Origin of the sequence: Kitasatospora sp. NPDC085879, assembly GCF_040686255.1 — a bacterium.
Lineage (GTDB): Bacteria > Actinomycetota > Actinomycetes > Streptomycetales > Streptomycetaceae > Kitasatospora.
Genome location: NZ_JBFBJZ010000050.1, coordinates 32,976 through 55,832, shown reverse-complemented (window position 1 = coordinate 55,832; position 22,857 = coordinate 32,976). Strand labels below are relative to the sequence as shown.

Here is a 22,857-nt window from a genome sequence, read left to right as displayed (position 1 = left end):
GCGTGGCCAACATGCCGGGCGCCGTCCCGAACACCTCCACCTTGGTAATCGAGTGGAAGGAGCCCGCCCTCATGGCCGATGCCAACGTGCGGATCCCCGCGCACGGATTCCGGCGCCCCACTGCGTGTTCTCGCGCCCGCGCTACGGGCAGCGCACCACCTGGCCGGCGTAGGCGAGCCCACCGCCGAAGCCGAACAGCAGCACCGGGTCGCCGGAGCGGAGCTCCCCTCGCTCGACCAGCTTGCTGAGGGCGAGCGGGATCGAGGCGGCGGAGGTGTTGCCGGAGTCCACCACGTCGCGGGCGATCACCGCGTCCGGGGCGGCGCCGAGCTTGGCCGCGATCGCGTCGATGATCCGCAGATTGGCCTGGTGGGCGACGAAGCCGCGCAGCTCGGACGGGTCCAGCCCGGCCTTGCGGCAGGTCTCGCGGGCGAGCGGGGCGATCCGGGTGGTGGCCCAGCGGAACACCGCCTGGCCCTGCTGGCTGATGGTCGGGTCCCAGCCGGTGATGACCACCGCGTCGCCCTTCTCGGGCTCCGAGCCCCAGACCACCGGGCCGATGCCCGACTGCTCGTCGGGGACGGCCTCGACGACGGCCGCTCCGGCCCCGTCACCGAAGATCACGCAGGTGGAGCGGTCCGTCCAGTCGATGGTGTCGGACATCCGCTCGGCGCCGATCACCAGGGCCCGGGTGGCCGCGCCGGCCCGGAGCGCGTGGTCGGCGGTGGCCAGCGCGTAGGAGAAGCCGGAGCAGACGGTGTTGATGTCGTAGGCCGCCGGGGCGGTGATGCCGAGCCGGGCGGCGACCGCGGCGGCGGTGTTGGGGCTGCGCTCGATCGCGGTGCAGGTGGCGACCACCACGAGGTCGATCTCGTGGGCCTGGCGTCCGCTCGCGGCGAGCGCCTTCTGGGCCGCTTCGGCGGCGAGGTCGACGAGGGTCTCGTCGACCGCGATGTGCCTGGTGCGGATGCCCACCCTGGAGCGGATCCACTCGTCGTCGGTGTCGACCAGCTTCGCCAGGTCGTCGTTGGTGAGGACCTTGGGCGGCTGGTAGTGGCCGAGCGCCACGATGCGGGAGGCGGTCATACATCAACTCAACCGGGTTACCGATGAGTCGCCCGGTGACGCACCGGAACAGTATCCGGGGAGTTTGGCTGTAGAAGGGTGACAACTCCCCGCAAACCGCACGGGTCAGGTGGCCAGCGCGGCTGCGTCGCCCATCGCGATCACGGGGTGGGCCGCCGGGTCGAGGGCGCGGATCAGTTCGATCATGTTCGCCTCGGGCAGCGAGATGCAGGCGTGGGTGGGGCCGCCGTGGTCGACGTGCAGCCAGACCCCGCCGCCCTTGGCCTTGCCCTCGGGCGCGGCGGTGTCCAGCGGGGACCGGCCGGCGACCCGGTTGTAGTTGATCGCCACCACGTAGTCGAAGGAGCCGGCCAGCGGCTCGCCGTTGAAGCCCTTGCCGCCGACCACGAAGCCCGGGTCCTTGTCGTAGGGCAGCTTGCTTCCCGGGTCGGCCTCGCGGCCGCCGGCGTCGGTGAGGCCGAAGACGCCGATCGGGCTGTGCAGGTCGCCGGAGCGCTTCTGCGCGGACCAGCCCTTGTAGCCGTTGTGGGCGGCCCATGCCTGGCCGGGCTTCCAGCGGCCGTCCGGGGTGCGCGTCCAGAGCGTGACGGTGGTGTCCGCGGAGTCCGCGCCCTTGCCGGAGGCGACCACGACCTGGTTGGTCTCGGCGGGGATCTTGGCGAGGAAGGACGGGCCGAGGCCCGGGATGACCGCCACCGCGCCGTCGTTGCGGTCGGAGCGGTCCGCGGCGGCCGGGCCCTCGGTGTGGCCGCCGGCCGACAGCGGGGCGATGTCGGCGTGCGTCACGTCCGCCTCGGGGCGCTCCGGGGCGCCGGCGCTGGCGAACGAGGGGACGCCCCGGCCCTGGCCGACGGTGAACCAGCCCGCGGCCGCGGCGAGCAGGACCGCCGTGCCGCCCATCAGGGCCTTGCCGCCGCGGCGCTGCTTGGCCTTGCGCCGGTGTCCGCGCGGCCGTGGCCCCTGGCCGTCCGCACTGCTGCGGGGGCCCGGCACGTCGGCCGGACGGTGCTGGGTGGTGGCGCGATGGGAACCGGACATGGGGACGATCCTCCCAAAGTCCCGGGCTGAGGTGAAACCCGGGCCGTGTGGTGAGCCTGTGAGCATACGCGGTCCGCGGGGTGGCAGGGGTGTGGGCGGGGCCGATCCGGCGTGCCGTGCAGGGGTGTTGGCGCGACCGGGGCGTGCGCGTGCCGGACACGCGCCGGGGCCCGTCGGCGAGGTGCCGACGGGCCCCGGTGCGGCGGCCTGTCCCGGCCCAGCAGGCCGACAGGAGGTCAGAGGCGCATGGCCTGCGGGGTCTCGCGGCGCGTCAGGTCCGGGCCGTCGTACTCGCGGATGACCTCGTAGCGGGTGTTCCGCTCGACCGGGCGGAAGCCCGCGTCGCGGATCAGGTCGAGCAGGTCGTCACGGCCGAGCTTGTTCGGCGTGCCGAAGTTGTCCGCGTCGTGGGTGATCTTGTACTCGACGACCGAGCCGTCCATGTCGTCGGCGCCGTGGCTGAGCGCCAGCTGCGCGGTGGTGACACCGTGCATGACCCAGAACACCTTGACGTGCCGGACGTTGTCGAAGAGCAGCCGGGAGACCGCGAAGGTCTTCAGCGCCTCGGCGCCGGTGGCCATCTCGGTGCGGTCCATCAGCCGGTTGCGGACGACGCCGTCCTTGGAGTCGTGGAAGTCGTGCTGGTAGCGCAGCGGGATGAAGACCTGGAAGCCGCCGGTCTCGTCCTGCAGCTCGCGCAGCCGCAGCACGTGGTCGACCCGGTGGCGGGGCTCCTCGATGTGGCCGTACAGCATGGTGCACGGGGTCTTGAGGCCCTTCTCGTGCGCCAGGCGGTGGATCCGCGACCAGTCCTCCCAGTGGGTGGCGTGGTCGACGATGTGCTGGCGGACCTCCCAGTCGAAGATCTCCGCGCCGCCGCCGGTGAGGGACTCCAGGCCGGCGTCGATCAGCTCGTCGAGGATCTCGGAGGCGGACAGGCCGCTGATCTTCTCGAACCAGTGGATCTCGGTGGCGGTGAAGGCCTTCAGCGAGACGTTCGGCAGCGCCGCCTTCAGCTCGCGCAGCGAGCGCGGATAGTAGCGCCAGGGCAGGGTCGGGTGCAGGCCGTTGACGATGTGCAGCTCGGTCAGGGAGTCGACCTCCATGGCCTTGGCCAGGCGGACGGCCTCCTCGATGCGCATGGTGTACGCGTCCTTCTCGCCCGGCTTGCGCTGGAACGAGCAGTAGGCGCAGGAGGCGCTGCACACGTTGGTCATGTTGAGGTGGCGGTTGACGTTGAAGTGGACGACGTCGCCGTTCTTCTGCGTCCGCACGTGGTGCGCGAGGCCGCCCAGCCAGGCGAGGTCGTCGCTCTCGTAGAGCGCGATGCCGTCCTCGCGGGTCAGCCGCTCGCCCGCGTAGACCTTCGCCTCCAGCTCGCGCTTGAGCCCTGCGTCCATGCGGTGACCCCGCCTCTCGTACCTGCCGAAACAATGCCGGAACCGAGCCTACGCCTCGGTATGCGGGGCCCGGCCACAGGGGCGCGGGAAGCCTGCGGCGCGGCGCGGGCCCCGGTTCCGGCGTCAGCGCGCCAGCAGCTCGGCGAGGAGCGCCGGGTCCAGGTTGCCTCCGCTGACCACGGCCGCGGCGACCCGGCCGCCGACCTCGGAGGCCCGGTGGAACCAGGCGGCGGGGGCGACCGCGCCGGACGGCTCGGCGACCAGCCGGCCGCGGCGGGCCAGCAGGGCGACGGTGTCGCGGATCTCGTCCTCGGTGACGGTGACGATGTCGTCGACGTAGGCCTGCAGGTGCTGGAAGGGCAGCCGGCCGACCGAGGGGGTGCGCAGTCCGTCGGCGATGGTGCGGTAGGTGTCGGCGACCGGCCAGCTGAGGTGTTCGCCGGCCCGCAGGCTGGCCTGCGCGTCGGCGGCGAGCTCGGGCTCCACGCCGACGATCCGCACGCCGGGGCAGGCGAGCTTGAGCGCGGCGGCGGTGCCGGAGACCAGGCCGCCGCCGCTGACCGGCACCAGCACGGTGTCCAGCTCGTCGGGGGCGTCCTCGGCGATCTCCAGACCGACGGTGCCCTGGCCGGCGATGATGTGCCGGTCGTCGTACGGGGGGACCCAGACGTAGCCGTGCTTCTCGACCAGTTCGGCGGGCAGCGTGTCGCGCTCGCCCGGGGGCACCAGGACGACCTCGGCGCCGAACGCCCGGGTGTTCTCGACCTTGACCTGCGGCGAGGTGTCGGGCATCACGATGACGGCCTTGATGCCGAGCAGCCCGGCGGCGTAGGCGACCGCCTGCGCGTGGTTGCCGCTGGACTGGGCGACCACGCCGCGGGCGCGCTCCTCGTCCGTCATCGCGGCGAGCCGGTTGTAGGCGCCGCGGATCTTGAAGGCGCCGGTCGGCTGGAGGTTCTCCGGCTTGAGCCAGAGCCGGCGTTCGCCGTCCGCCGCCCACGGGCAGGGCAGCAGCGGGGTGCGTACCGCGACCCCGGCGATCCGCTGCTGCGCGGCGCGCAGCTCCTCCAGTCCGACCAGCGTCATCCCGTCACTCCCTCGTCGTCCGGCGGGTCACTCGCCGGTGTCCAGCGGCAGGTCGCTGACCCGGCTCTCCCACTTGGTGGACAGTACGACGGTCGTACGGGTGCGGGCCACGCCTTTCGTGCCGGAGATCCGCTTGACGACCGATTCCAGCCCCTCCACGTCCGGGACGCGCACCTTGAGCATGTACGAGTCGTCACCGGCGATGAACCAGCAGTCCTCCACCTCGGGAAGGTCCTTGAGGCGGTGGGCCACGTCCTCGTGGTCGGCGGCGTCGGTCAGCTGAAGGCCGATCAGGGCGGTCACGCCGAAGCCCAGCGAGGCCGGGTTGACGGTGGCGCGGTAGCCGGTGATCACCCCGGCCTGCTCCAGACGGTTGATGCGGTCGGTCACGCTCGGACCGGACAGGCCGACCAACCGGCCGAGCTCCGCGTACGAGGCGCGGCCGTTCTCCCGCAGTGCCTGGATGAGCTGTCTGTCCACTGTGTCCATATACCTGCCAGCGCCCTTCCGAACCTCACCGGACCCGAGATAACCATCCGGATTCGAAGGCGGCGTGCGCCGATCAACCCGGATATCGCAAAGAACATACTCTCCCGATCCGCACCGTCTCACTCTGCCTTGGCCGCAGCGCCCAGTTCGCCCTCCCAGCGGCGGTAGAGCGTGTGCGGCACACCGACCGCGTCGAGCACCCGGCCGGCCACGAAGTCGACCAGTTCGCGGGCGGTGGAGCCGCCCGCGTAGAAGCCCGGCGAAGCGGGCAGCACCACGGCGCCCTGCGCGTCCAGCTCGACCAGGTGCTTCAACGTCACCCCATCGAGGGGTGTCTCGCGCAGACAGACCACCAGCGGGCGGCGCTCCTTGAGGGTGACGGCGGCGGCCCGCTGGAGCAGGTCCTTGCTGAGTCCGAGTGCGATGCCGGCCACCGCGCCGGTGGTCGCGGGGACGACCAGCATGCCCTTGGCCGGGTAGGAGCCGGAGGACGGGCCGGCCGCGAAGTCGCCGGCCGCCCAGTGGCGGACGCCGTCCAGGTCGTCGGTGCCGATCCAGCGGGCCAGGTCCTCGCGCCAGTGGGCGTCGCGGTAGGAGATGCCGGTCTCGTCCAGGATGGTCAGCCGGGCGGCCCGGGAGACCACCAGGTCGACCGTCTCGCCCGCCGCGAGCAGCGCCCGGATCACGGACGCCGCGTACGGCGTCCCGGACGCGCCGGACACCCCCACCACCCACGGCCTGCGCACCTGCGAATCGTTCATGCCCCCGACCCTAGGCCCTCGCTCTCGGACCGTGCCGGGCCCCGGTCCGCCGGGGCGGGCCGCTGTCCCGACACCGCTGCGGCGGGCGGGCCGGGCGGGGCAGGATGGACGGCATGGCGCCGACGCTGATCGACCTCACCCATCCGCTCACCACCGGCATGCCGGTCTACCCGGGGGACCCGGAGGTGGAGCTGCGGCCCGCCCTCACCACGGACACCGCCGGGGTCAACGTGCTGGCGCTGCATCTGGGTTCGCAGGCCGGGACGCACGTGGACGCCCCGTACCACGTGGACGTCACCTGGCCGACGCTGGACGGGCTGCCGCTGGAGCTGTTCACGGGGCCCGCGGTGGTCGCGGACCTGCGCGGGATGGCCCCGCGCAGCGCGGTGACGGCGGATCAGCTCGCCCCGGCGCTGGCCGAGTGCGCGCCCGGCGCGGTGCTGCTGCTGGCCACCGGCTGGCCGCGGCACTGGGGCAGCGAGCACTACCTGGCGCACCCGTACCTGTCCCGGGAGGCCGCGGAGGCGATCGTGGCGGCGGGGGTGCGGACCGTCGGGGTGGACGCCCTCTCGGTGGACCGGACGCCGGACCCGGGCCCGGCCGACCCGGCGGTGGCGGCGCTGCTGGCGGAGCTGGCGGACGAGCACGACCCGGCCGGGGAGGAGCCCACGCTGGCGGCGCACCGGGTGCTGCTGGGCCGGCCCGGCGGCGGGGTGATCGCCGAGAACCTCACCGATCTGACCCCGCTGCTGGCGGCCCGGGAGGCGGGGGCGGCGGTGGAGGTGTCGCTGTTCCCGCTGCGGCTGGCGGCTGCGGACGGCGCGCCGGTGCGGGCGGTGGCGCGGGTGGGCTGACGGACCGCCAATAGGTCTAGACCACCATCGGGGCCGCCGGATAGGCTCCCGCCATGGCAGAGATCTCCGGTGTCGTGGAGCGCATCTGGCGCTACCCGGTGAAGTCCACCGGCGGCGAACTCCTCGACGCGGTCGAGGTGGACCTGCGCGGACTGGCCGGCGACCGGCTCTACACCGTCCGGGACGGCTCCGGCCGGTTCGGCTCCGGCAAGAACACCCGGCGCTTCCGGCGGATGGACGGCCTGCTGCGGCTGACCTCCCGGCTCGGCCACCGGCTCGACGGCCCCGAACTCCTCGACCCGCTGGGCAGCCCGGTCGAGGACCCGGACGCCTTCCTCCGCGCCTACCTGGAGCGCGAGGACGTCGCGCTGGCCCGCGAGGACGCCGTCTCGCACTTCGACCAGCTGCCGGTCTCGGTGCTCACCACCGCCACCCTGGACTGGGTGCGGGCCGAGGTCCCGACCGCCGTCGTCGACGAGCGGCGGTTCCGGCCCAACATCCTGCTGCGCACCCCGCCGGGCACCCCGCCGTTCACCGAGGACACCTGGTTCGGCCGCGAGGGCCGGTTCGGCCATGGGGTGCGCCTCGCCTTCGTCCGCGCCAGCGAGCGCTGCGCGATGGTCGGGGCGGCCCAGCCGGGCCTGCCGCACTCCCCGGACATCCTCCGGGCGATCGCCCGCGGCCACGACACCCGGCTGGACGCCCTGGCCACGGTGGCCGCCGCCGGCCGGCTGCGGGTCGGCGACCCGCTGGTCCTCCCGGCCGGGTAGCGGCCCGGCGGCTCAGCCGACGAGGGCGACCGGCGCGTCCCAGGCGTTGCGGTCCACCGTCAGGGTGACCCCGCCGTAGGTCTCCTTCTGGTTGATCCGGTACTGGTGGCCGCGGCGGTGGCCGGTGAACAGGTCGGCGGCGAAGGGAAAGCTGCTCGTGGTGTCCTCGACGCCGTCGTACTTGGCGTACCAGAGCGCGACCGGCAGGTCCGGGGCACCCTCCGCGGCCGCCTTGGCGATGCCTGCGGCACTGGAGCCCGCGAAGCCGTAGAAGCCGGGCTGGTAGCCGCGGGCCCGCACCGCCCGGTCGAACGACTGCGTGTACGCGAGGACCGCGGCCGCGCAGGCCGTGTCGGCCGCGTTGTAGGCCTCCACGTCCAGGTAGAGCGTGCTGCCGGGCTTCATCCCGAGCGCCCCGGCCTTGGTGGCGGCGTCGGCGCCGTCCGCCGTACCGAGGGAGACCGCCGTCCCCGCGGTGAGCTTCTCCGGGCTGCTGCCGGTCTGGCACGGCGGCTGCGCGCCGACGTACAGCGGGATCAGCCGCCAGCCGGAGGCCGTCACCGAGGCGACCCAGGAGGAGGTCAGCTGCGGCTGGGCGCAGCCGCGGTTCCTGCCGCCGATGTAGACGGCGGCCGCGCCGTAGGGCGACGCGGTGCGCCAGGCGTTCATCGCCGACAGCGCCGGGGCGGTGCAGGTGTCGAAGGCGAGGCCGGTGAAGACCGGCTGGTTGCTGATCCCGCCGCCGGCGGCGACCGCGGGCGAGCCCAGTTCCGGCAGAGCGGACGCGGGGGCGGTGGGCGAGGCGGTCGTGGAGGGCGAGGCGGCGGCGGACGACGCCGGGGCGGACGGACCGGTGCTGCCGCCGCCCGTCCCGGCCGCGGAGGCGGAGGGCTCGGGGTCGGTGCCGGGCGCGCTGCTCTCCGCGGCCGGCGGGGCCTCGGCGGCCGGCGGGGCGCCCTCGCCCGGTCCGAAGACGTCCGCGTGGGCGGTCAGCGCCGCACCGGCCAGCACCGCCGCGGCGGTGACGGACAGTACGACGGTACGGCGGCGCGAGAATCGGCCCTTCGGCACGCGAACCCCTCCCAGGCGGACGACAGGCGGTACGAACACCTATCACCCGCCGCCGCGGGGCCGCGCACCGGCCCCCGGTCAGGCCGCGTCGCCGCCCGGGCCGACCAGGCAGAACGGGTGGCCGGCCGGGTCCACGTACACCCGCCAGCCGGACTCGGCGGCCTTCAGCACCGCGCCGAGCGCCACCACCTTCTCCTCGGCGGCGTCGAGGTCCTCGACGTCGATGTCCAGGTGGAGTTGCTGCGGGTGGGCCGGGTCCGGCCACATCGGCGGACGGAAGTCGTCGACCCGCTGGAAGCCCAGCACCATGCCGTCCGGGGTGTGGACGGTCGACCACTCGGCGTCCAGCGACCAGCGCGGGTCGGGACGGTCGATCTCGCCGCCCAGCACGGCCGCGTAGAAGTGGGCCAGCCCGGCCGGGTAGTGGCAGTCCAGGACGACGCACTGCAGCTTGCCGATCATCGGTGACCACTCCTCGGGGTAGCGGGGCTCCTGCCGCCCTTCCATGATCCCTCGCTCCGGGCCGCGGCGCCCGGAGCGCGCGGCGCGCGGTGGCAGTTCACCCGTGCGCGGCACCGTCGCCGCAGGTCGCGGCCGCCCCCGACGGGCCGTCAGGTGGCGTAATGCTGCGGCAACCCGGCCGCCATCGCCGCGGCCCTATGGTCGTGGCCGACCCCGTCCCCACCCCTCACCCGACCCCGGAGCAGCCGCGATGACCAGCGAGAACAGCGTCCGCCCCGCGGTGCGGCGGCTGCGCGCCGACCGTGCCCGGCAGGTCGCGGACGTGCTGCGCCGCCAGGTGCTGGCCGGCGTGTTCGCCGCCGGTGCGCTGCCCCACGAGGAGCGGCTGGCCGAGGAGTTCGGCGAGTCCCGGAACACCGTCCGGGAGGCGCTGGACCTGCTGCGCGGCGAGGGCCTGGTGCGCCGGGTACCGGGCTCGGGGACGCTGGTGGTCGCCGACAAGGTGCCGCACGGCCTGAACCGGCTCCAGGGTCTCGCCGAGACGCTGCACGAGCACGGCGAGGTGGTCAACGAGGTCCGCGCCTTCGGGCCGGTCCGCGCGCCCGGCCCGGTCGCCCGCCGGCTCGGCCTGCCGGACGGCGCCGACGTCGTCTACGTCGAGCGGCTGCGCCGGCTGAACGGGCTGCCGCTCTCGCTCGACCTGACCTACCTGGCGCCCGACCTCGGCGCCGGCCTGGACGCCGCCGACCTGGCGCACACCGACGTCTTCCGGCTGATCGAGGAGGCCGCCGGGCAGCCGCTCGGCAGCGCCGACATCACCCTGGAGGCCGTCAGCGCCGACGCGCACTCCGCGAGCGTCCTGGAAGTCCCGCGCGGCGCCGCCCTGCTGATGCTGGAGCGGCTCACCACGCTCGCCGACGGGCGGCCCGTCGACCTCGAATACGTCCGCTTCCGCGGCGACCGGATCACCATGCAGGGCCGGCTGCTGCGCGACACCCCGTAGGGAGACCGCCCGATGGCGCTCGCCGACCACCGCTCCGACGTGCCCGTGACCGTCGACCCCTCGCTCTGCATCGACGGCTGCACGCTCTGCGTCGAGATGTGCCCGCTGGACTCGCTGGCGATCGACCCGGACACCCGCAAGGCCTACATGCACGTCGACGAGTGCTGGTACTGCGGCCCGTGCGCCGCCCGCTGCCCCACCGGGGCCGTCACCGTCAACATGCCCTACCTGCTGCGCTGAGGAGATCCCCGCCATGCCCCGCCCAGGACTCGTCACCCGGCCGCTGCTGGCCGCCGCCCTGTTCGCCGCCGCGACCGCCTGCTCCTCCGCCTCCGCCACCGGCGACGGCGGCACCGTGCAGGTCGTGGTCGGCTACCAGTCGAAGACCATCAACACCGTCACCGCGGGCACCCTGCTGCGCGCCCGCGGCTGGTTCGAGCAGCGGCTCGCCGAGCAGGGGCGGAAGGACGGGAGGACCTACAAGGTCGCCTGGCAGGACTACGACTCCGGCGCCCCGATCACCGCCCAGATGCTCGCCGACAAGATCGACATCGGCTCGATGGGCGACTATCCGCTGCTGATCAACGGCTCCCGCGCCCAGCAGGCCGGCGGGCCCGGCACCCGGCTGGTCTCGGTGACCGGCTACAACCTGCTCGGTGCCCTCAACGGCGTGGTCGTGCCGAACGACTCCCCCGCGCACACCCTGGCCGACCTCAGGGGCAAGCGGGTCTCCACCTCGGTCGGCTCGGCCGCCGACGGCACCCTCGTCCAGGCGCTGCGCCGGGCGGGCGTCCCCGACGACGGCATCCGGAAGCAGAACCAGCAGCCCGCCGTCGGCGCCTCCGCGCTCAAGGCCGGCGGCGTGGACGCGCTCGCCCAGTTCGTCGCCTGGCCCGGCGCGGTGGTCTTCGCCGGCGACGGACGGCTGCTGTACGACGGCGCCGCGCTCGGCCGGCCCACCCTGCACGGCGTGGTCGTCCGGCAGAGGTACGGCACCGAGCACCCGGAGGTCGTCCGGGCCTTCCTGAACGCCCAGGCCGACGCCACCCGGTACCTCAACGAGCACCCGCTGGAGGCCAGCCGCACGGTCGCCGAGGCCACCGGCCTGCCCGCCGAGGTGGTGCACCTGTACAACGGCCCGAACGGCATCGCCACCTTCGCCACCCCGCTGCGGCCCGAGCTCGTGGCGGCGCTCCGCGAGGACGTGCCCTTCCTGGCGTCGGTGGGCGTGCTGAAGGCCCTCGACCTGGAGAAGTTCGTCGACCCGTCGTACCTGGCCGCCGCCGCGCCGCCGGACGTCCCGCCGGCCCGGATCACCGGCACCGACGAGACCTGCGGCCGGCCCGTCACCGACTCGCGGCAGGCCGGCGAACTCTGGTTCCAGGGCGAGGACACCACCCGGCCCGCGGCCGACCCGGTCTGCCTGCTGCGCGCGGTGAAGGCCGCGACGGCCGCCGGGAAGAAGCTCCGCGCCGCCTACGTGCCGGACGCCGCCACCGGCACCCGCTGGTTCGCCGACAAGGACCACTGGGTGGAGGACGGCGCCGCCCTGCTGCCGTTCACCACCGAGGACGGCGCCCGGGCACACCTCGCCGCCCACCCCGGCGCCCGCGCGGTGAGCTGGGCCGAAGCCCTGGCGGCGGCATGAGCACCGTGCTGCGGCCGGCCTCGCCGGCGACCGCCGGCACCGGCCCCGCCGCGCGGGCGCTCCCCCGGCGGGCCGGCCGGCGCGCGGTACGGGCGGCGTCGCTGCTCGGCTTCGTGGGCCTGTGGCAGCTGCTGACGTCCCACCAGGCGCGGCTGTGGGTGCGCTTCGACCACCTGCCGACGGCGCTGCAGGTCTGGGACGCCTTCGGCCGGCAGCTCGGCACCGGCCAGTACTGGCAGGACCTGACGGACAGCCTGCGGCGGATCGGCCTCGGCTTCCTGCTCGCCGCCGTGCTCGGCACCGCGATCGGCGTGCTGACCGCCCGCTCGCGGTGGGCCGCCGATCTGCTGGGGCCGGTGCTGGAGCTGGTCCGGCCCGTCCCGGCGATCGCCCTCGTCCCGGTGGCGATCATGCTCTTCCCGGAGAACGAGCAGGGCATCGTCTTCATCACCTGCACCGCCGCGTTCTTCCCGATCACCGTCTCCACCCGGCACGCCGTCCGGGCCGTCCCGCCGCGCTGGGAGGAGGCGGTGCGGACGATGGGCGGCGGCCGCGCCCGGGTGCTGGCCTCGGTGGTGCTGCCCGGCGCCCTGCCGGGCGTGGTCGGCGGCCTGTCGGTCGGCATCGGGGTGTCCTGGATCTGCGTGATCTCCGCCGAGATGGTCTCCGGGCAGTACGGCGTCGGCTACCGCACCTGGCAGGCGTACACCGTGCTCGACTACCCCGGCGTCTTCGTCGGGATGGCCACCATCGGCCTGCTCGGCTGGCTCACCTCGGGGGCCGTCGAACTGGCCGGCCGGCGGCTCACCGCCTGGCTGCCGCCGCGCCCCGGCGACACCGACGCGAGAGGGGACGGCCGATGAGCCTGCGACTGACCGCCCGGGGCCTCGGCCTCGGCCACCCCGGGCAACCCGTGCTGCACGGCGTCGACCTGGACGTCTCCCCCGGCGAGGTGCTCACCGTCGTCGGCGCCTCCGGCGGCGGCAAGTCCACCCTGCTGCGGGCGCTCGCCGGCCTGCTGCGGCCCACCGGCGGCGAGCTGCTGGCCGACGGCGAGCCCGTCCGCGGCCCGGGCGCGGAGCGCGCCCTGGTCTTCCAGGACGACGGCCTGCTGCCCTGGCGGACCGTCCGCCGCAACATCGAACTCCCGCTCGCCGTCCGCAAGGTGCCGCGCGCCCTGCGCCGCGCGCCGGCCGCCGAATGGATCGGCCGGGTGGGCCTGGACGGCCTCGCCGACCGGCTGCCGCGAGAACTCTCCGGCGGCCAGCGGCAGCGCGTCCAGCTGGCCCGGGCGCTGGTCGGCGCACCGCGGGCCGTGCTGATGGACGAGCCCTTCGGGGCGCTCGACGCCCAGACCCGGGCCGCCATGCAGCACCTGCTGCTGTCCGTCTGGGAGCGGCAGCGCTGCACGGTCGTCTTCGTCACCCACGACGTCGACGAGGCCCTGCTGCTCGGCGACCGGGTGGCCGTCCTCGGCGGCGGCACCCTGGCCGCCGTCCACGACGTACCGCACCCGCGGGACGGCTCGCGCCGCGCCGACCCCGCCGTGCTCGCCCTGCGCGGGCGGATCCTCACGGAACTGGCCGGCCGGTGAACGCGGCCGCGAAAGGTGGCACCTGATGGAGATCCCCGACCTCGCGGATGCGCGGCGGCTGGAGTGCGACGTGCTGGTGGTCGGCGGCGGGACGGCCGGCACCATGGCCGCGATCAGCGCCGCCGAGGCCGGCGCCGACGTACTGCTGCTGGAGAAGGCGCACGTCCGGCACTCCGGCGCCCTCGCCATGGGCATGGACGGCGTCAACAACGCGGTCGTCCCCGGCCGTGCCGACCCGGACGACTACGTCGCCGAGATCACCCGCGCCAACGACGGCATCGTCGACCAGCGCACCGTCCGGCAGACCGCCGTCCGCGGCTTCGCCATGGTGCAGCGCCTGGAGCGGTACGGCGTGAAGTTCGAGAAGGACGAGTACGGCGAGTACCAGGTGCGCCAGGTGCACCGCTCGGGCAGCTACGTGCTGCCCATGCCGGAGGGCAAGGACGTCAAGAAGGTGCTCTACCGGGTGCTGCGGCAGAAGCACATGCGGGAGCGGATCACGATCGAGAACCGGGTGATGCCGGTCCGGGTGCTCACCTCCGGCAGCCGGGCGGTCGGCGCGGCCGGCCTCGACACCCGCAGCGGGGAGTTCGTCACCGTCCGGGCGGGCGCGGTCGTCCTGGCGACCGGGCCGTGCGGGCGGCTCGGCCTGCCCGCCAGCGGCTACCTCTACGGCACCTACGAGAACCCCACCAACGCAGGCGACGGCTACGCCATGGCGTACCACGCCGGCGCGGAGCTCAGCGGCATCGAGTGCTTCCAGATCAACCCGCTGATCAAGGACTACAACGGGCCGGCCTGCGCCTACGTGGCGAACCCCTTCGGCGGCTACCAGGTCAACCGGCACGGCGAGCGGTTCGTCGACTCCGACTACTGGTCCGGGCAGATGATGGCCGAGTTCGCCACCGAACTGGCCTCCGACCGCGGACCGGTCTACCTGCGGACCACCCACCTCCCGGAGGAGACCGTCCGGGCGCTGGAGGGCATCCTGCACACCACCGAGCGCCCCAGCCGCGGCACCTTCCACGCCGGCCGCGGCCACGACTACCGCACCCACGACGTCGAGATGCACATCTCCGAGATCGGCCTGTGCGGCGGGCACTCGGCGAGCGGCGTCCAGGTCGACGAGAACGCCGCCACCACCGTGCCCGGCCTGTACGCGGCGGGCGACCTCGCCTGCGTGCCGCACAACTACATGATCGGCGCCTTCGTCTTCGGCGACCTCGCCGGCTCGCACGCCGCCGCCCACCTTCCGGCCGAGCGGGCCGAACTCCCCGACGACCAGCTGAAGGCCGCCCACGAGCTGGTCTACCGCCCGCTGCGGAACCCGCACGGCCCGCCGCAGCCCCAGGTCGAGTACAAGCTGCGCCGCTTCGTCAACGACTACGTCGCCCCGCCCAAGACCGGCGCCCGGCTCTCGGTGGCCCTGGAGCACTTCGAGCGGATGCGCGGCGAGATCGCCGCGATGGGCGCCCGCACCCCGCACGAGCTGATGCGGGCCGTCGAGGTCGACTTCATCCGGGACTGCGCCGAGATGGCCGCCCGCTCCTCGCTCGCCCGCGAGGAGAGCCGCTGGGGGCTCTACCACGAGCGCGTCGACCACCCCGGACGGGACGACGGACGCTGGTTCCGCCACCTCAACCTGCGGAAGAACGCCGACGGCGCCATGGAGTTCCTCACCCGCCCGGTCGCGCCCTACCTCGTCCCGGTCGACGGACTGGAGCCGCCCGGCGGCGAGATCGAGCTGATCGGCGAGGTCCACGCCCTCGCGGTCGGCCGTACCGGCACCTCCACCGGGCCCACCACCGCACCCGCCGCGACCGGCCCCGCCGCCGGCTCGCCCCGGCTGCTCGAACTCCTGCGGCTCGCCGAGGACGGGCCCGGCCCGCACGACCTCGCCCCCTACCTGCGGGACGGCTCCGCCGACGTGCGGCGCACCGCCGTCGACCTGCTCACCGAACACGCCGCGGACGGCACCGGCCCGGCCCTGGCCACCGCCCTGCACGACCCCGACGGACGGGTGCGGGCCGCCGCCGTGGCCGGCCTGCGGGAACTCGCCGACGTCCTCGACCCCTCGCTCGGCCCCGCCCTCGCCGACGCCGCCCGCTCGGCCGACCCGGTCGTCCGGGCCGGGGTGCTGGAACTGTCCCGGGTGCTGCGGACGGGCTCCCCCGCGCTGTTCGCCGCGGGCGCGGCGGACGAGGAGATACCGGTCCGGCTGCAGGCCGTCCGCGGGCTCGTCTCGCTGAACGCCGCCACCGCGCTGGTCGGGGTCGCCACGGACCCGGCCCGCGAGGTGCGGGTGGCCGTCGGCGAAGGACTGGGGACCATCGGCGACCCGGTGGCCGACCGGGCGCTGCTGCGCCTCGCCCGGGACGGCGACCCGCTGGTGCGGGCCGCGGCCTTCGAGGGAGCCGCCGGGATCGGCTGCCCGCCCGCCCTGGCCGACCTCGCGGCCCGCCCGGACCACGCCTGGCAGGTCCGCAGGGCCGCCGCCGGGGCACTCGCCGCGGCGGGGCGGACGGAGCCGCTGCTCGCCCTGCTCGGGGACGGCAACGCGGACGTCCGCAAGGCGGCCGTCCGGAGCCTGACCCCGGCGGCCGCGGAACCCGGCGTCGAGCCGGCCCTCCGCGAACGCCTCGCAGACCCCGACGCCGACGTCCGCGCCTACGCCCGCCTCGCCCTCCGGGACGGCACCGGCACATAGGGGGCGACACCGGCGGCGCGTGGGGGCACCTCCCGGCCGCGTCAGATGGTCAGGCCGCGGAGGATCAGGTCGAGGAGGGCGAAACCGAAGAGGGAGATGCCGACGAAGCCGTTGGTGGTGAAGAAGGCGCGGTTGAGGCGCGAGAGGTCGCCGGGCTTGACGATGCTGTGCTCGTAGAGGAAGGCGCCGACGACCACGGCGAGGCCGACCCAGAAGGCCGGGCCGGCGTCGGTGCGGACGGCGTACCAGACGAGCAGGGCAGTGGTGACGAGGTGGCAGGCGCGGGCGCCGTAGAGGGCCGCCGGAATGCCGAAGCGGGCCGGCACCGAGCGGACGCCCTCGGCACGGTCCGCGGCGACGTCCTGGCATCCGAAGATCAGGTCGAAGCCGCCGATCCAGATGCCCACGGCGAGGCCGAGCACCACGGCGTCCCAGGACCAGGTGCCGGTGACGGCGAGCCAGGCGCCGATCGGGCCGGCGGCCTGGGCGAGGCCCAGGATGGCGTGCGGGAAGTCGGTGAAGCGCTTGCCGTACGGGTAGACGACCATCGGAACCACGGCGACCGGGGCGAGCGCCAGGCAGAGCGGGTTGAGCAGGGCGGCGGCGCCGAGGAAGACGATCAGGGCGATGCCGGAGCCGATGTAGGCGGTGCGGAGCGAGACCGCGCCGGTGACGAGTTCGCGACCCGCGGTGCGCGGGTTCCGGGAGTCGATCTCGCGGTCGATGATCCGGTTGGCGGCCATCGCGAAGGTCCGCAGGCCGACCATGCAGACGGTGACGACGAACAGCTCGCCCCAGTGCACGCGGCTGTCGGCGAGGAACATCGCGGTGAGCGCGGCGATGTACGCGAAGGGCAGCGCGAACACCGAGTGTTCGATCATGACCAGCCGCAGGAAGGACTTGACCTTGCCGGGCGGTACCTCGAAGGCGGCCGTGGTCACAGTCCGTACTCCTTCCAGCGCTTGGTCACCAGGGCGGCGGTCTCCGGGTCGGAGGAGACCATCTCGGGCCAGCCGCCGTCGCGGGTGTAGCCCTCCTCGGGCAGCTTGCGGGTGGCGTCGATACCGGCCTTGCCGCCCCAGAACTGCTGGTAGGAGGCGTGGTCGAGGTGGTCGACCGGGCCTTCGACGACCGTCAGGTCGCGGCTGTAGTCGACGTTGCCGAGGGCCCGCCAGGCGACCTCGTGGTAGTCGTGCACGTCGCAGTCGGCGTCCACCACGACGATCAGCTTGGTGAGCGACATCATGTGGGCGCCCCAGATGGCGTGCATGACCTTCTGGGCGTGCTTGGGGTACTTCTTGTCGATCGAGACGATCACGCAGTTGTGGAAGCCGCCGGCCTCGGGCAGGTCGTAGTCGACGATGTCCGGGATGATGATCTTCAGCAGCGGCAGGAAGAACCGCTCGGTGAACTTGCCGAGCGGCCCGTCCTCGGTCGGCGGCCGGCCGACCACGATGGACTGCAGCAGCGGGCGGCGGCGCATCGTCACGCAGTCGATGGTCAGCGCCGGGAAGGGCTCCTGCGGGGTGTAGAAGCCGGTGTGGTCGCCGAACGGGCCCTCGGGCAGCATCTCGCCGGGCTCCAGCCAGCCCTCCAGCACCACCTCGGCGTCGGCGGGCACCTGCAGCGGGACGGTCTTGCAGTCGACCATCCGCACCCGCTCGCCCTGCACGAAGCCGGCGAACAGGTACTCGTCGATGTCGCCGGGCAGCGGCGCGGTGGCCGCGTAGCTGACGGACGGGGGGCAGCCGAAGGCGATCGCGACCGGCAGCCGCTCGCCGCGCTCGGCGGCCACCGCGGCGTGGTTGCGGCTGTCCTTGTGGATCTGCCAGTGCATGCCGATGGTGCGCTTGTCGTGGCGCTGCAGCCGGTAGAGGCCGAGGTTGCGGACGCCGGTGTCCGGGTCCTTGGTGTGGGTCAGGCCCAGGTTGAAGAAGGAGCCGCCGTCGAGCGGCCAGGTGAAGAGGGCGGGCAGCTGCTCCAGGTCGACGTCGTCGCCGGTGAGGACGACCTCGTGGACGGGCGCGTCGGCGGACTTCACGCTCTTCGGCGGCACGTGGGCCATCGAGGCGAGCTTGCCGAAGGCGTCCCGGAAGCCGGTGAAGCCCTGCGGCAGCTCGGGCCGGAGCAGACCGGCGATCTTCTCCGAGATGTCGTCCGGGGACTTCAGGCCGAGCGCCTTGGCGAGCCGCCGCTCGGTGCCGAAGACGTTCATCGCCAGCGGCATCGACGCGCCCTTGACGTTCTCGAAGAGCAGCGCCGGGCCCTTGGCCTTCTGCACCCGGTCGACGATCTCCCCGATCTCCAGGTACGGATCCACTTCGGTCTTGATCCGCTTGAGGTCGCCCTCGCGCTCCAGGGCGCGGAGGAAGGAGCGGAGATCGTCGTATGCCATGCCTGTCAGTATCCGACACCGGTTAACCTGGCCCCGCCAAGAGGGGCCCTGTTCGCCGTTCCGGGGGAGATCGACGCCGTGCTGAGGATTCTGCCGCCACTGGTTCTGCTCGCACTGTGGGTGTGGGCGTTCATCGACTGCCTGACCACATCCGAGGAGGACGTCCGCTACCTCCCCAAGGTGGCCTGGGTGATCATCGTGCTGCTCTTCCCGCTGGTCGGGTCGATCGCCTGGCTGGCGGCCGGGCGCAACCGCGCGCGCTCCCGGGGCCGGGCCGTCCCCTGGCCGTCCGGGCCGACGGCGGGCTTCCCCGAGTACGAGCGGCCGGGCGAGCGCTTCGTCGCGCCGGACGACAACCCGGAGTTCCTGGCCTCGCTGAAGAAGGACAACGAGCGACACGAGGACATGCTCAAGCAGTGGGAGTCCGACCTGCGCCGACGCGAGGAGGAACTGCGCCGAAAGGACGAGCCGGAGGACGATCCGCGCGGCTGAGTCGAATTTGGCGCTTCCCTACCATCCTGATGCCTTCCCGCGGCCGCGCGCCCTCAGGAACCGCACACCCCCGGCCCGTCCCGCGGACCGGGGGTGAGCCGTCTCCGGCGGGTGTCGGCACCTGTCCTGACCTGGACGATCGACGGGTCGACCACCCCCTGTGACGACCGCTGCGGATACCGCGGCGGTGCACCCGCGGAGGGTGTGCCGGGTGTCGCCGACTGTGAGCCCTGAACAGCTTCTGGGGCCCGACCTTGTACGGAATCGACGCCGAGAGGCGGCGGCCCTCCCTCGTAGTGTCGTAGGTGAAGAAGTGTTCGCCGGAGCAGCAGCCGCGTACGCAGGCCGCCTGCCGGGACAGTTCCCTCACACTTGGAGTGGTTCGAGATGACGGTTCTGCACGATGCGCCGGTCGGCGGAGAGATCCCCGCGATCCCGGCCGACGCGCGCGGGCGGGTGGCCGAGCTGCACGAGCTCCGGGAGCAGGTCCGGCGGGGTCCGAGCGAGAAGGCCACCGAGGCGCAGCACGCGAAGGGCAAGCTGACCGCCCGCGAGCGGATCGACCTGCTGCTGGACGAGGGCTCCTTCCACGAGGTGGAGCCGCTGCGCCGGCACCGGGCGACCGGCTTCGGCCTGGAGGCCAAGAAGCCGCACACCGACGGTGTGGTGGTCGGCTGGGGCACCGTGCACGGCCGGACGGTCTTCGTCTACGCGCACGACTTCCGGATCTTCGGCGGCGCGCTGGGCGAGGCCCACGCCCAGAAGATCCACAAGATCATGGACATGGCCATCGCGGCCGGTGCCCCGCTGGTCTCGCTGAACGACGGCGCCGGCGCCCGCATCCAGGAGGGCGTCACCGCCCTCGCCGGCTACGGCGGCATCTTCCAGCGCAACACCAAGGCGTCCGGCGTCATCCCGCAGATCTCGGTGATGCTCGGCCCGTGCGCCGGCGGCGCGGCCTACTCCCCCGCCCTGACGGACTTCGTGTTCATGGTCCGCGAGACCTCGCAGATGTTCATCACCGGCCCGGACGTCGTCCAGGCCGTCACCGGCGAGAAGATCACCCAGAACGGCCTCGGCGGCGCCGACGTCCACTCCGCGGTGTCCGGTGTCTCGCACTTCGTCTACGACGACGAGCAGTCCTGCATCGAGGAGGTCCGCTACCTCCTCTCGCTGCTGCCGCAGAACAACCGGGAGATGCCGCCCACGAGCTCCACCGACGACCCGGTGGAGCGCCGCAACGACAGCCTGCTCGACCTGGTGCCCGCGGACGGCAACCGCCCGTACGACATGCGCAAGGTCATCGAGGAGGTCGTCGACCACGGCGAGTACCTGGAGGTCCACGAGCGCTGGGCGACCAACGTCATCGTGGCGCTGGCCCGGATCGACGGGCACGTGGTCGGCCTGATCGCCAACCAGCCGCAGTCGCTGGCCGGCGTGCTCGACATCAACGCCTCCGAGAAGGCCGCGCGCTTCGTCCAGATGTGCGACGCCTTCAACATCCCGATCGTCACCCTGCTCGACGTGCCGGGCTTCCTGCCCGGTGTCGACCAGGAGCACGGCGGCATCATCCGGCACGGCGCGAAGCTGCTGTACGCCTACTGCAACGCGACCGTGCCGCGGATCTCGCTGATCCTGCGCAAGGCCTACGGCGGCGCCTACATCGTCATGGACTCCCGCTCGATCGGCGCGGACCTGTCGTTCGCCTGGCCCACCAACGAGATCGCCGTGATGGGCGCCGAGGGTGCCGCCAACGTCATCTTCCGCCGCAACATCGCCGCCGCCGAGGACCCCGAGGCGATGCGCGCCCAGAAGATCAAGGAATACAAGACCGAGCTGATGCACCCGTACTACGCGGCCGAGCGCGGCCTCGTCGACGACGTCATCGACCCCGCCGAGACCCGGCAGGTGCTCGCCGCCTCGCTCGCCATGCTCCGCACCAAGCACGCCGACCTGCCCAGCCGCAAGCACGGCAACCCTCCGATGTAACCGGTTCTTACGCCGTTCGGAACCCGTCAGACTTCACCATGGGGGAGAAACAAGGACCATGAGCGCTTCCGCCGAATCCCTTGTCCGCATCGTCCGCGGCTCGCTGACCGACGAGGAGCTGGCCGCGCTGACCGCGGTGCTGCTCGCCCGGGCGGCCGCCGCCCAGCAGATCGCGGCCGCGCCCGCGGTCGAGCCGATCGCCAACTGGCAGCGCCTGGAGCGCCGCCCGGCGTACTACTCGCCGGTCAGCTGGCAGCAGGCCGCCTGACGACAGAAACCTCGGGCCTCCCGCACGGTCAACCGTGCAGGAGGCCCGAGGCGCGTCACGGGAGCCGCTACGCGGCCGCGAGGGCGGCCGGACGGCCCTCGTGCATGGTGGAGAGGTGCTCGGCGAGCAGCTGCGGGTCCTGGCCCAGCCAGAGCCGGACGGCGGCGCCGAGCACGACGCAGGACGAGCCGAGGCTCACGCCCGTGGTCTGGGCGATCCGGCCGGCCGCCGGACCGAGCAGGTCGGCGAGGTCGGTGGGCAGCCAGACGGTCTGCGCACACGGCGCGGGCGCCCGCAGGGCGGCCACCAGCCGGTAGGCGTCCTGGGCGCAGTGCAGGGTCGGCAGGATGTCCAGCAACCCGTCGGCGACGACCTCGGACACGTCGCTGCGATGGCCCTGGGCCAGCCGCCGGAGCAGTGCTCTCTCCGCAGCGGTGATCCGGACGGTCAGCATGACCTCGTCGCTCTCCATGGCGGCCCCTCCTCGCGGCTGACTGGACGTCCTGGTCAACGACCGGACGGGCGATCCCTCACGGTTCTTCGGTGGAACGGTCCGCTCGGGCGGCGCCGGCCGGGGCCGGCCGCCGCCCGTACGCGGGCCGACAACGGCTCAGACGCCGGCGTAGGAGTGCTTGCCGGTGACGAAGATGTTGACGCCGTAGTAGTTGAACAGCCAGCAGGCGAAGGCCAACAGGGCCAGATAGGCCGCCTTTCGGCCCCGCCATCCGGCGGTCGCCCGGGCGTGCAGGTACGCGGCGTAGGCGACCCAGGTGATGAAGGACCAGGTCTCCTTCGGGTCCCACTCCCAGTACTTGCCCCAGGCCGCCTCGGCCCAGATCGCGCCGGCGATGATGGTGAACGTCCAGAGCGGGAAGACCAGGGCGTTGATCCGGTACGAGAGCTTGTCGAGGGTCGACGCCGCGGGCAGCCGCTCCCAGACCGAGACCGGGATGCGCAGCGGACCGCCCGGCAGGCCGGCCTCGACCCGCCGCTCGTAGGAGTCCTTGCCCAGGTAGAGGACGGTGGCCACGAAGGCCGCGTACAGCGCGCCGCCGCAGATGATCGCGGTGGAGACGTGGATGCCCAGCCAGTACGAGTGCAGGGCGGGGACGAGCTGCTCGGAGTCGGTGTAGAGCACCGAGACGGCCACGCCCAGGGTCAGCAGGACGGCCAGCACCACCGGCAGGCCCAGCCAGCGGACCTTCTTGCCGGCCACCAGCAGGCCCAGGTAGGCGAGCATCATGGTGAGGCCGAAGGCGCAGGAGAACTCGTACATGTTGCCCCACGGCCAGCGCATCACCGACAGGCCGCGGGTGAACACGCCGCCGGCGTGCAGCAGGACGCCGAGCACGGTCAGCGAGACGGCGATCCGGCCGGCGAGGTCGCCCTTCTCGCTGCCGCCGGCGGCACCGGGGCCGTCGACGGGGTCGCCGTCGCCGCGGCCGCTGGTGACCACGGTGGCGCCGGCGTCGGCGAGGGCGGTGCGGGTGAGCGTGGTGGTGCCGCCGTCCGCGGTGGCCACCGTGACGGTGACCTTGCGGGTGGCCTTGGACTCCTCCGCGGCGGCCAGGGTCTCGGCCAGGCCGCCGGACTGCTCGGCGGAGCGGACGGCGATCGCACCCTTGCTGCCGAACGTCCACTCGAAGAGGTGGGCGAACATCGCCAGGGTGTACACGGCCATCACCGAGTAGATCAGCTTGTTGGAGAGGTCGGCCAGGTGAGGGTCGACCGAGGCGAGATTCAC

The 22,857-nt window shown here is 73.5% G+C and carries 23 protein-coding genes; 11 read left to right on the top strand and 12 right to left on the bottom strand.

The genetic code is table 11. The features are described 5' to 3' along the window. Positions 1-141: 141 nt before the first annotated feature. The 6 genes from AB0P35_RS30220 to AB0P35_RS30195 form a co-directional block, all read right to left on the bottom strand. Entirely contained in the window at positions 142-1,086 is a 945-nt protein-coding gene (locus AB0P35_RS30220; RefSeq protein ID WP_095874359.1) for a beta-ketoacyl-ACP synthase III, read from the bottom strand. Positions 1,087-1,191: 105 nt separating this feature from the next. Further along, on the bottom strand, positions 1,192-2,124 hold the full coding sequence (locus AB0P35_RS30215; protein ID WP_363516994.1) for a hypothetical protein: 933 nt from the start codon (positions 2,122-2,124) through the stop codon (positions 1,192-1,194). Positions 2,125-2,360: 236 nt separating this feature from the next. Next, positions 2,361-3,524, bottom strand: a complete 1,164-nt coding sequence (gene mqnE, locus AB0P35_RS30210; protein WP_363516991.1) for an aminofutalosine synthase MqnE — start codon at positions 3,522-3,524, stop codon at positions 2,361-2,363. Positions 3,525-3,647: 123 nt separating this feature from the next. Further along, a complete protein-coding gene (locus tag AB0P35_RS30205) occupies positions 3,648-4,610 on the bottom strand; it encodes a threonine/serine dehydratase (RefSeq protein WP_363516988.1) in 963 nt (320 codons plus the stop codon). A gap of 27 nt (positions 4,611-4,637) precedes the next feature. Then, positions 4,638-5,099, bottom strand: a complete 462-nt coding sequence (locus AB0P35_RS30200; RefSeq protein ID WP_095874355.1) for an Lrp/AsnC family transcriptional regulator — start codon at positions 5,097-5,099, stop codon at positions 4,638-4,640. A 119-nt stretch (positions 5,100-5,218) separates the two neighbouring features. Further along, on the bottom strand, positions 5,219-5,860 hold the full coding sequence (locus AB0P35_RS30195) for a UbiX family flavin prenyltransferase (protein ID WP_095874354.1): 642 nt from the start codon (positions 5,858-5,860) through the stop codon (positions 5,219-5,221). 113 nt (positions 5,861-5,973) lie between these two features. On the opposite strand from AB0P35_RS30195, the gene AB0P35_RS30190 reads away from it, so the two are divergent. Both AB0P35_RS30190 and AB0P35_RS30185 read left to right on the top strand, forming a co-directional pair. After that, positions 5,974-6,714, top strand: coding sequence for a cyclase family protein (locus tag AB0P35_RS30190; RefSeq protein ID WP_363516984.1), 741 nt, complete (start codon positions 5,974-5,976; stop codon positions 6,712-6,714). 53 nt (positions 6,715-6,767) lie between these two features. Further along, positions 6,768-7,484, top strand: coding sequence for an MOSC N-terminal beta barrel domain-containing protein (locus tag AB0P35_RS30185; protein ID WP_363516981.1), 717 nt, complete (start codon positions 6,768-6,770; stop codon positions 7,482-7,484). Positions 7,485-7,496: 12 nt separating this feature from the next. Here the strand turns inward: AB0P35_RS30185 and AB0P35_RS30180 are convergent, their stop codons facing one another. Together AB0P35_RS30180 and AB0P35_RS30175 are read right to left on the bottom strand one after the other, a co-directional pair. Continuing rightward, entirely contained in the window at positions 7,497-8,261 is a 765-nt protein-coding gene (locus AB0P35_RS30180; RefSeq protein ID WP_363517005.1) for a DUF1906 domain-containing protein, read from the bottom strand. A gap of 372 nt (positions 8,262-8,633) precedes the next feature. After that, positions 8,634-9,017, bottom strand: coding sequence for a VOC family protein (locus AB0P35_RS30175; RefSeq protein WP_363517002.1), 384 nt, complete (start codon positions 9,015-9,017; stop codon positions 8,634-8,636). A 250-nt stretch (positions 9,018-9,267) separates the two neighbouring features. Between AB0P35_RS30175 and AB0P35_RS30170 the strand changes: the two genes are divergently transcribed. Genes AB0P35_RS30170 through AB0P35_RS30145 form a run of 6 tightly spaced genes read left to right on the top strand, consistent with a single transcriptional unit; the run spans position 9,268 to position 15,969 of the window. Next, positions 9,268-10,020 (top strand): GntR family transcriptional regulator, encoded by a 753-nt coding sequence (locus AB0P35_RS30170; RefSeq protein WP_095874350.1) that lies wholly within the window; start codon positions 9,268-9,270, stop codon positions 10,018-10,020. A 12-nt stretch (positions 10,021-10,032) separates the two neighbouring features. After that, positions 10,033-10,260: a ferredoxin family protein gene (locus AB0P35_RS30165; RefSeq protein ID WP_095874349.1), complete on the top strand. Its 228-nt coding sequence runs from the start codon at positions 10,033-10,035 to the stop codon at positions 10,258-10,260. A 13-nt stretch (positions 10,261-10,273) separates the two neighbouring features. After that, positions 10,274-11,668, top strand: a complete 1,395-nt coding sequence (locus tag AB0P35_RS30160; RefSeq protein ID WP_363516977.1) for an ABC transporter substrate-binding protein — start codon at positions 10,274-10,276, stop codon at positions 11,666-11,668. Continuing rightward, positions 11,665-12,531, top strand: a complete 867-nt coding sequence (locus AB0P35_RS30155) for an ABC transporter permease (RefSeq protein WP_363516974.1) — start codon at positions 11,665-11,667, stop codon at positions 12,529-12,531. The genes AB0P35_RS30160 and AB0P35_RS30155 overlap by 4 nt, the downstream gene beginning before the upstream one ends. Next, on the top strand, positions 12,528-13,262 hold the full coding sequence (locus AB0P35_RS30150; protein WP_095874346.1) for an ABC transporter ATP-binding protein: 735 nt from the start codon (positions 12,528-12,530) through the stop codon (positions 13,260-13,262). Before AB0P35_RS30155 ends, AB0P35_RS30150 begins: the two co-directional genes overlap by 4 nt. 25 nt (positions 13,263-13,287) lie before the next feature. Continuing rightward, positions 13,288-15,969 carry a fumarate reductase/succinate dehydrogenase flavoprotein subunit gene (locus AB0P35_RS30145; RefSeq protein ID WP_363516971.1) on the top strand — a complete coding sequence of 894 codons (2,682 nt, stop codon included), beginning with the start codon at positions 13,288-13,290 and terminating at the stop codon, positions 15,967-15,969. A gap of 41 nt (positions 15,970-16,010) precedes the next feature. Here the strand turns inward: AB0P35_RS30145 and mqnP are convergent, their stop codons facing one another. Both mqnP and AB0P35_RS30135 read right to left on the bottom strand, forming a co-directional pair. Then, entirely contained in the window at positions 16,011-16,910 is a 900-nt protein-coding gene (gene mqnP, locus AB0P35_RS30140; protein WP_363516968.1) for a menaquinone biosynthesis prenyltransferase MqnP, read from the bottom strand. Beyond that, positions 16,907-18,364, bottom strand: coding sequence for a menaquinone biosynthesis decarboxylase (locus tag AB0P35_RS30135; RefSeq protein ID WP_363516965.1), 1,458 nt, complete (start codon positions 18,362-18,364; stop codon positions 16,907-16,909). The genes mqnP and AB0P35_RS30135 overlap by 4 nt, the downstream gene beginning before the upstream one ends. A gap of 78 nt (positions 18,365-18,442) precedes the next feature. Between AB0P35_RS30135 and AB0P35_RS30130 the strand changes: the two genes are divergently transcribed. The 3 genes from AB0P35_RS30130 (at position 18,443) to AB0P35_RS30120 (ending at position 21,113) form a co-directional block, all read left to right on the top strand. Next, entirely contained in the window at positions 18,443-18,856 is a 414-nt protein-coding gene (locus AB0P35_RS30130) for a PLD nuclease N-terminal domain-containing protein (RefSeq protein WP_363516962.1), read from the top strand. A gap of 387 nt (positions 18,857-19,243) precedes the next feature. Next, the gene (locus AB0P35_RS30125; RefSeq protein ID WP_363516959.1) at positions 19,244-20,845 is read left to right on the top strand and encodes an acyl-CoA carboxylase subunit beta; all 1,602 of its coding nucleotides are present in this window, start codon (positions 19,244-19,246) and stop codon (positions 20,843-20,845) included. 58 nt (positions 20,846-20,903) lie between these two features. Beyond that, complete coding sequence (locus AB0P35_RS30120; protein WP_095874340.1) at positions 20,904-21,113, top strand: acyl-CoA carboxylase epsilon subunit; 210 nt, start codon at positions 20,904-20,906, stop codon at positions 21,111-21,113. A 67-nt stretch (positions 21,114-21,180) separates the two neighbouring features. Here the strand turns inward: AB0P35_RS30120 and AB0P35_RS30115 are convergent, their stop codons facing one another. Then, positions 21,181-21,585 carry a hypothetical protein gene (locus AB0P35_RS30115; protein WP_095874339.1) on the bottom strand — a complete coding sequence of 135 codons (405 nt, stop codon included), beginning with the start codon at positions 21,583-21,585 and terminating at the stop codon, positions 21,181-21,183. Positions 21,586-21,723: 138 nt separating this feature from the next. Then, a complete protein-coding gene (gene ccsB / locus AB0P35_RS30110; RefSeq protein WP_363516955.1) occupies positions 21,724-22,857 on the bottom strand; it encodes a c-type cytochrome biogenesis protein CcsB in 1,134 nt (377 codons plus the stop codon).

What these genes read in the sequence shown, in the direction of transcription:
- AB0P35_RS30220 (WP_095874359.1), bottom strand. Translation starts at nt 1,086, where the DNA reads ATGACCGCCTCCCGCATCGTGGCGCTCGGCCACTACCAGCCGCCCAAG.
- AB0P35_RS30215 (WP_363516994.1), bottom strand. Translation starts at nt 2,124, where the DNA reads ATGTCCGGTTCCCATCGCGCCACCACCCAGCACCGTCCGGCCGACGTG.
- mqnE (WP_363516991.1), bottom strand. Translation starts at nt 3,524, where the DNA reads ATGGACGCAGGGCTCAAGCGCGAGCTGGAGGCGAAGGTCTACGCGGGC.
- AB0P35_RS30205 (WP_363516988.1), bottom strand. Translation starts at nt 4,610, where the DNA reads ATGACGCTGGTCGGACTGGAGGAGCTGCGCGCCGCGCAGCAGCGGATC.
- AB0P35_RS30200 (WP_095874355.1), bottom strand. Translation starts at nt 5,099, where the DNA reads ATGGACACAGTGGACAGACAGCTCATCCAGGCACTGCGGGAGAACGGC.
- AB0P35_RS30195 (WP_095874354.1), bottom strand. Translation starts at nt 5,860, where the DNA reads ATGAACGATTCGCAGGTGCGCAGGCCGTGGGTGGTGGGGGTGTCCGGC.
- AB0P35_RS30190 (WP_363516984.1), top strand. Translation starts at nt 5,974, where the DNA reads ATGGCGCCGACGCTGATCGACCTCACCCATCCGCTCACCACCGGCATG.
- AB0P35_RS30185 (WP_363516981.1), top strand. Translation starts at nt 6,768, where the DNA reads ATGGCAGAGATCTCCGGTGTCGTGGAGCGCATCTGGCGCTACCCGGTG.
- AB0P35_RS30175 (WP_363517002.1), bottom strand. Translation starts at nt 9,017, where the DNA reads ATGATCGGCAAGCTGCAGTGCGTCGTCCTGGACTGCCACTACCCGGCC.
- AB0P35_RS30170 (WP_095874350.1), top strand. Translation starts at nt 9,268, where the DNA reads ATGACCAGCGAGAACAGCGTCCGCCCCGCGGTGCGGCGGCTGCGCGCC.
- AB0P35_RS30165 (WP_095874349.1), top strand. Translation starts at nt 10,033, where the DNA reads ATGGCGCTCGCCGACCACCGCTCCGACGTGCCCGTGACCGTCGACCCC.
- AB0P35_RS30160 (WP_363516977.1), top strand. Translation starts at nt 10,274, where the DNA reads ATGCCCCGCCCAGGACTCGTCACCCGGCCGCTGCTGGCCGCCGCCCTG.
- AB0P35_RS30155 (WP_363516974.1), top strand. Translation starts at nt 11,665, where the DNA reads ATGAGCACCGTGCTGCGGCCGGCCTCGCCGGCGACCGCCGGCACCGGC.
- AB0P35_RS30150 (WP_095874346.1), top strand. Translation starts at nt 12,528, where the DNA reads ATGAGCCTGCGACTGACCGCCCGGGGCCTCGGCCTCGGCCACCCCGGG.
- AB0P35_RS30145 (WP_363516971.1), top strand. Translation starts at nt 13,288, where the DNA reads ATGGAGATCCCCGACCTCGCGGATGCGCGGCGGCTGGAGTGCGACGTG.
- AB0P35_RS30135 (WP_363516965.1), bottom strand. Translation starts at nt 18,364, where the DNA reads ATGGCATACGACGATCTCCGCTCCTTCCTCCGCGCCCTGGAGCGCGAG.
- AB0P35_RS30125 (WP_363516959.1), top strand. Translation starts at nt 19,244, where the DNA reads ATGACGGTTCTGCACGATGCGCCGGTCGGCGGAGAGATCCCCGCGATC.
- AB0P35_RS30120 (WP_095874340.1), top strand. Translation starts at nt 20,904, where the DNA reads ATGAGCGCTTCCGCCGAATCCCTTGTCCGCATCGTCCGCGGCTCGCTG.
- AB0P35_RS30115 (WP_095874339.1), bottom strand. Translation starts at nt 21,585, where the DNA reads ATGGAGAGCGACGAGGTCATGCTGACCGTCCGGATCACCGCTGCGGAG.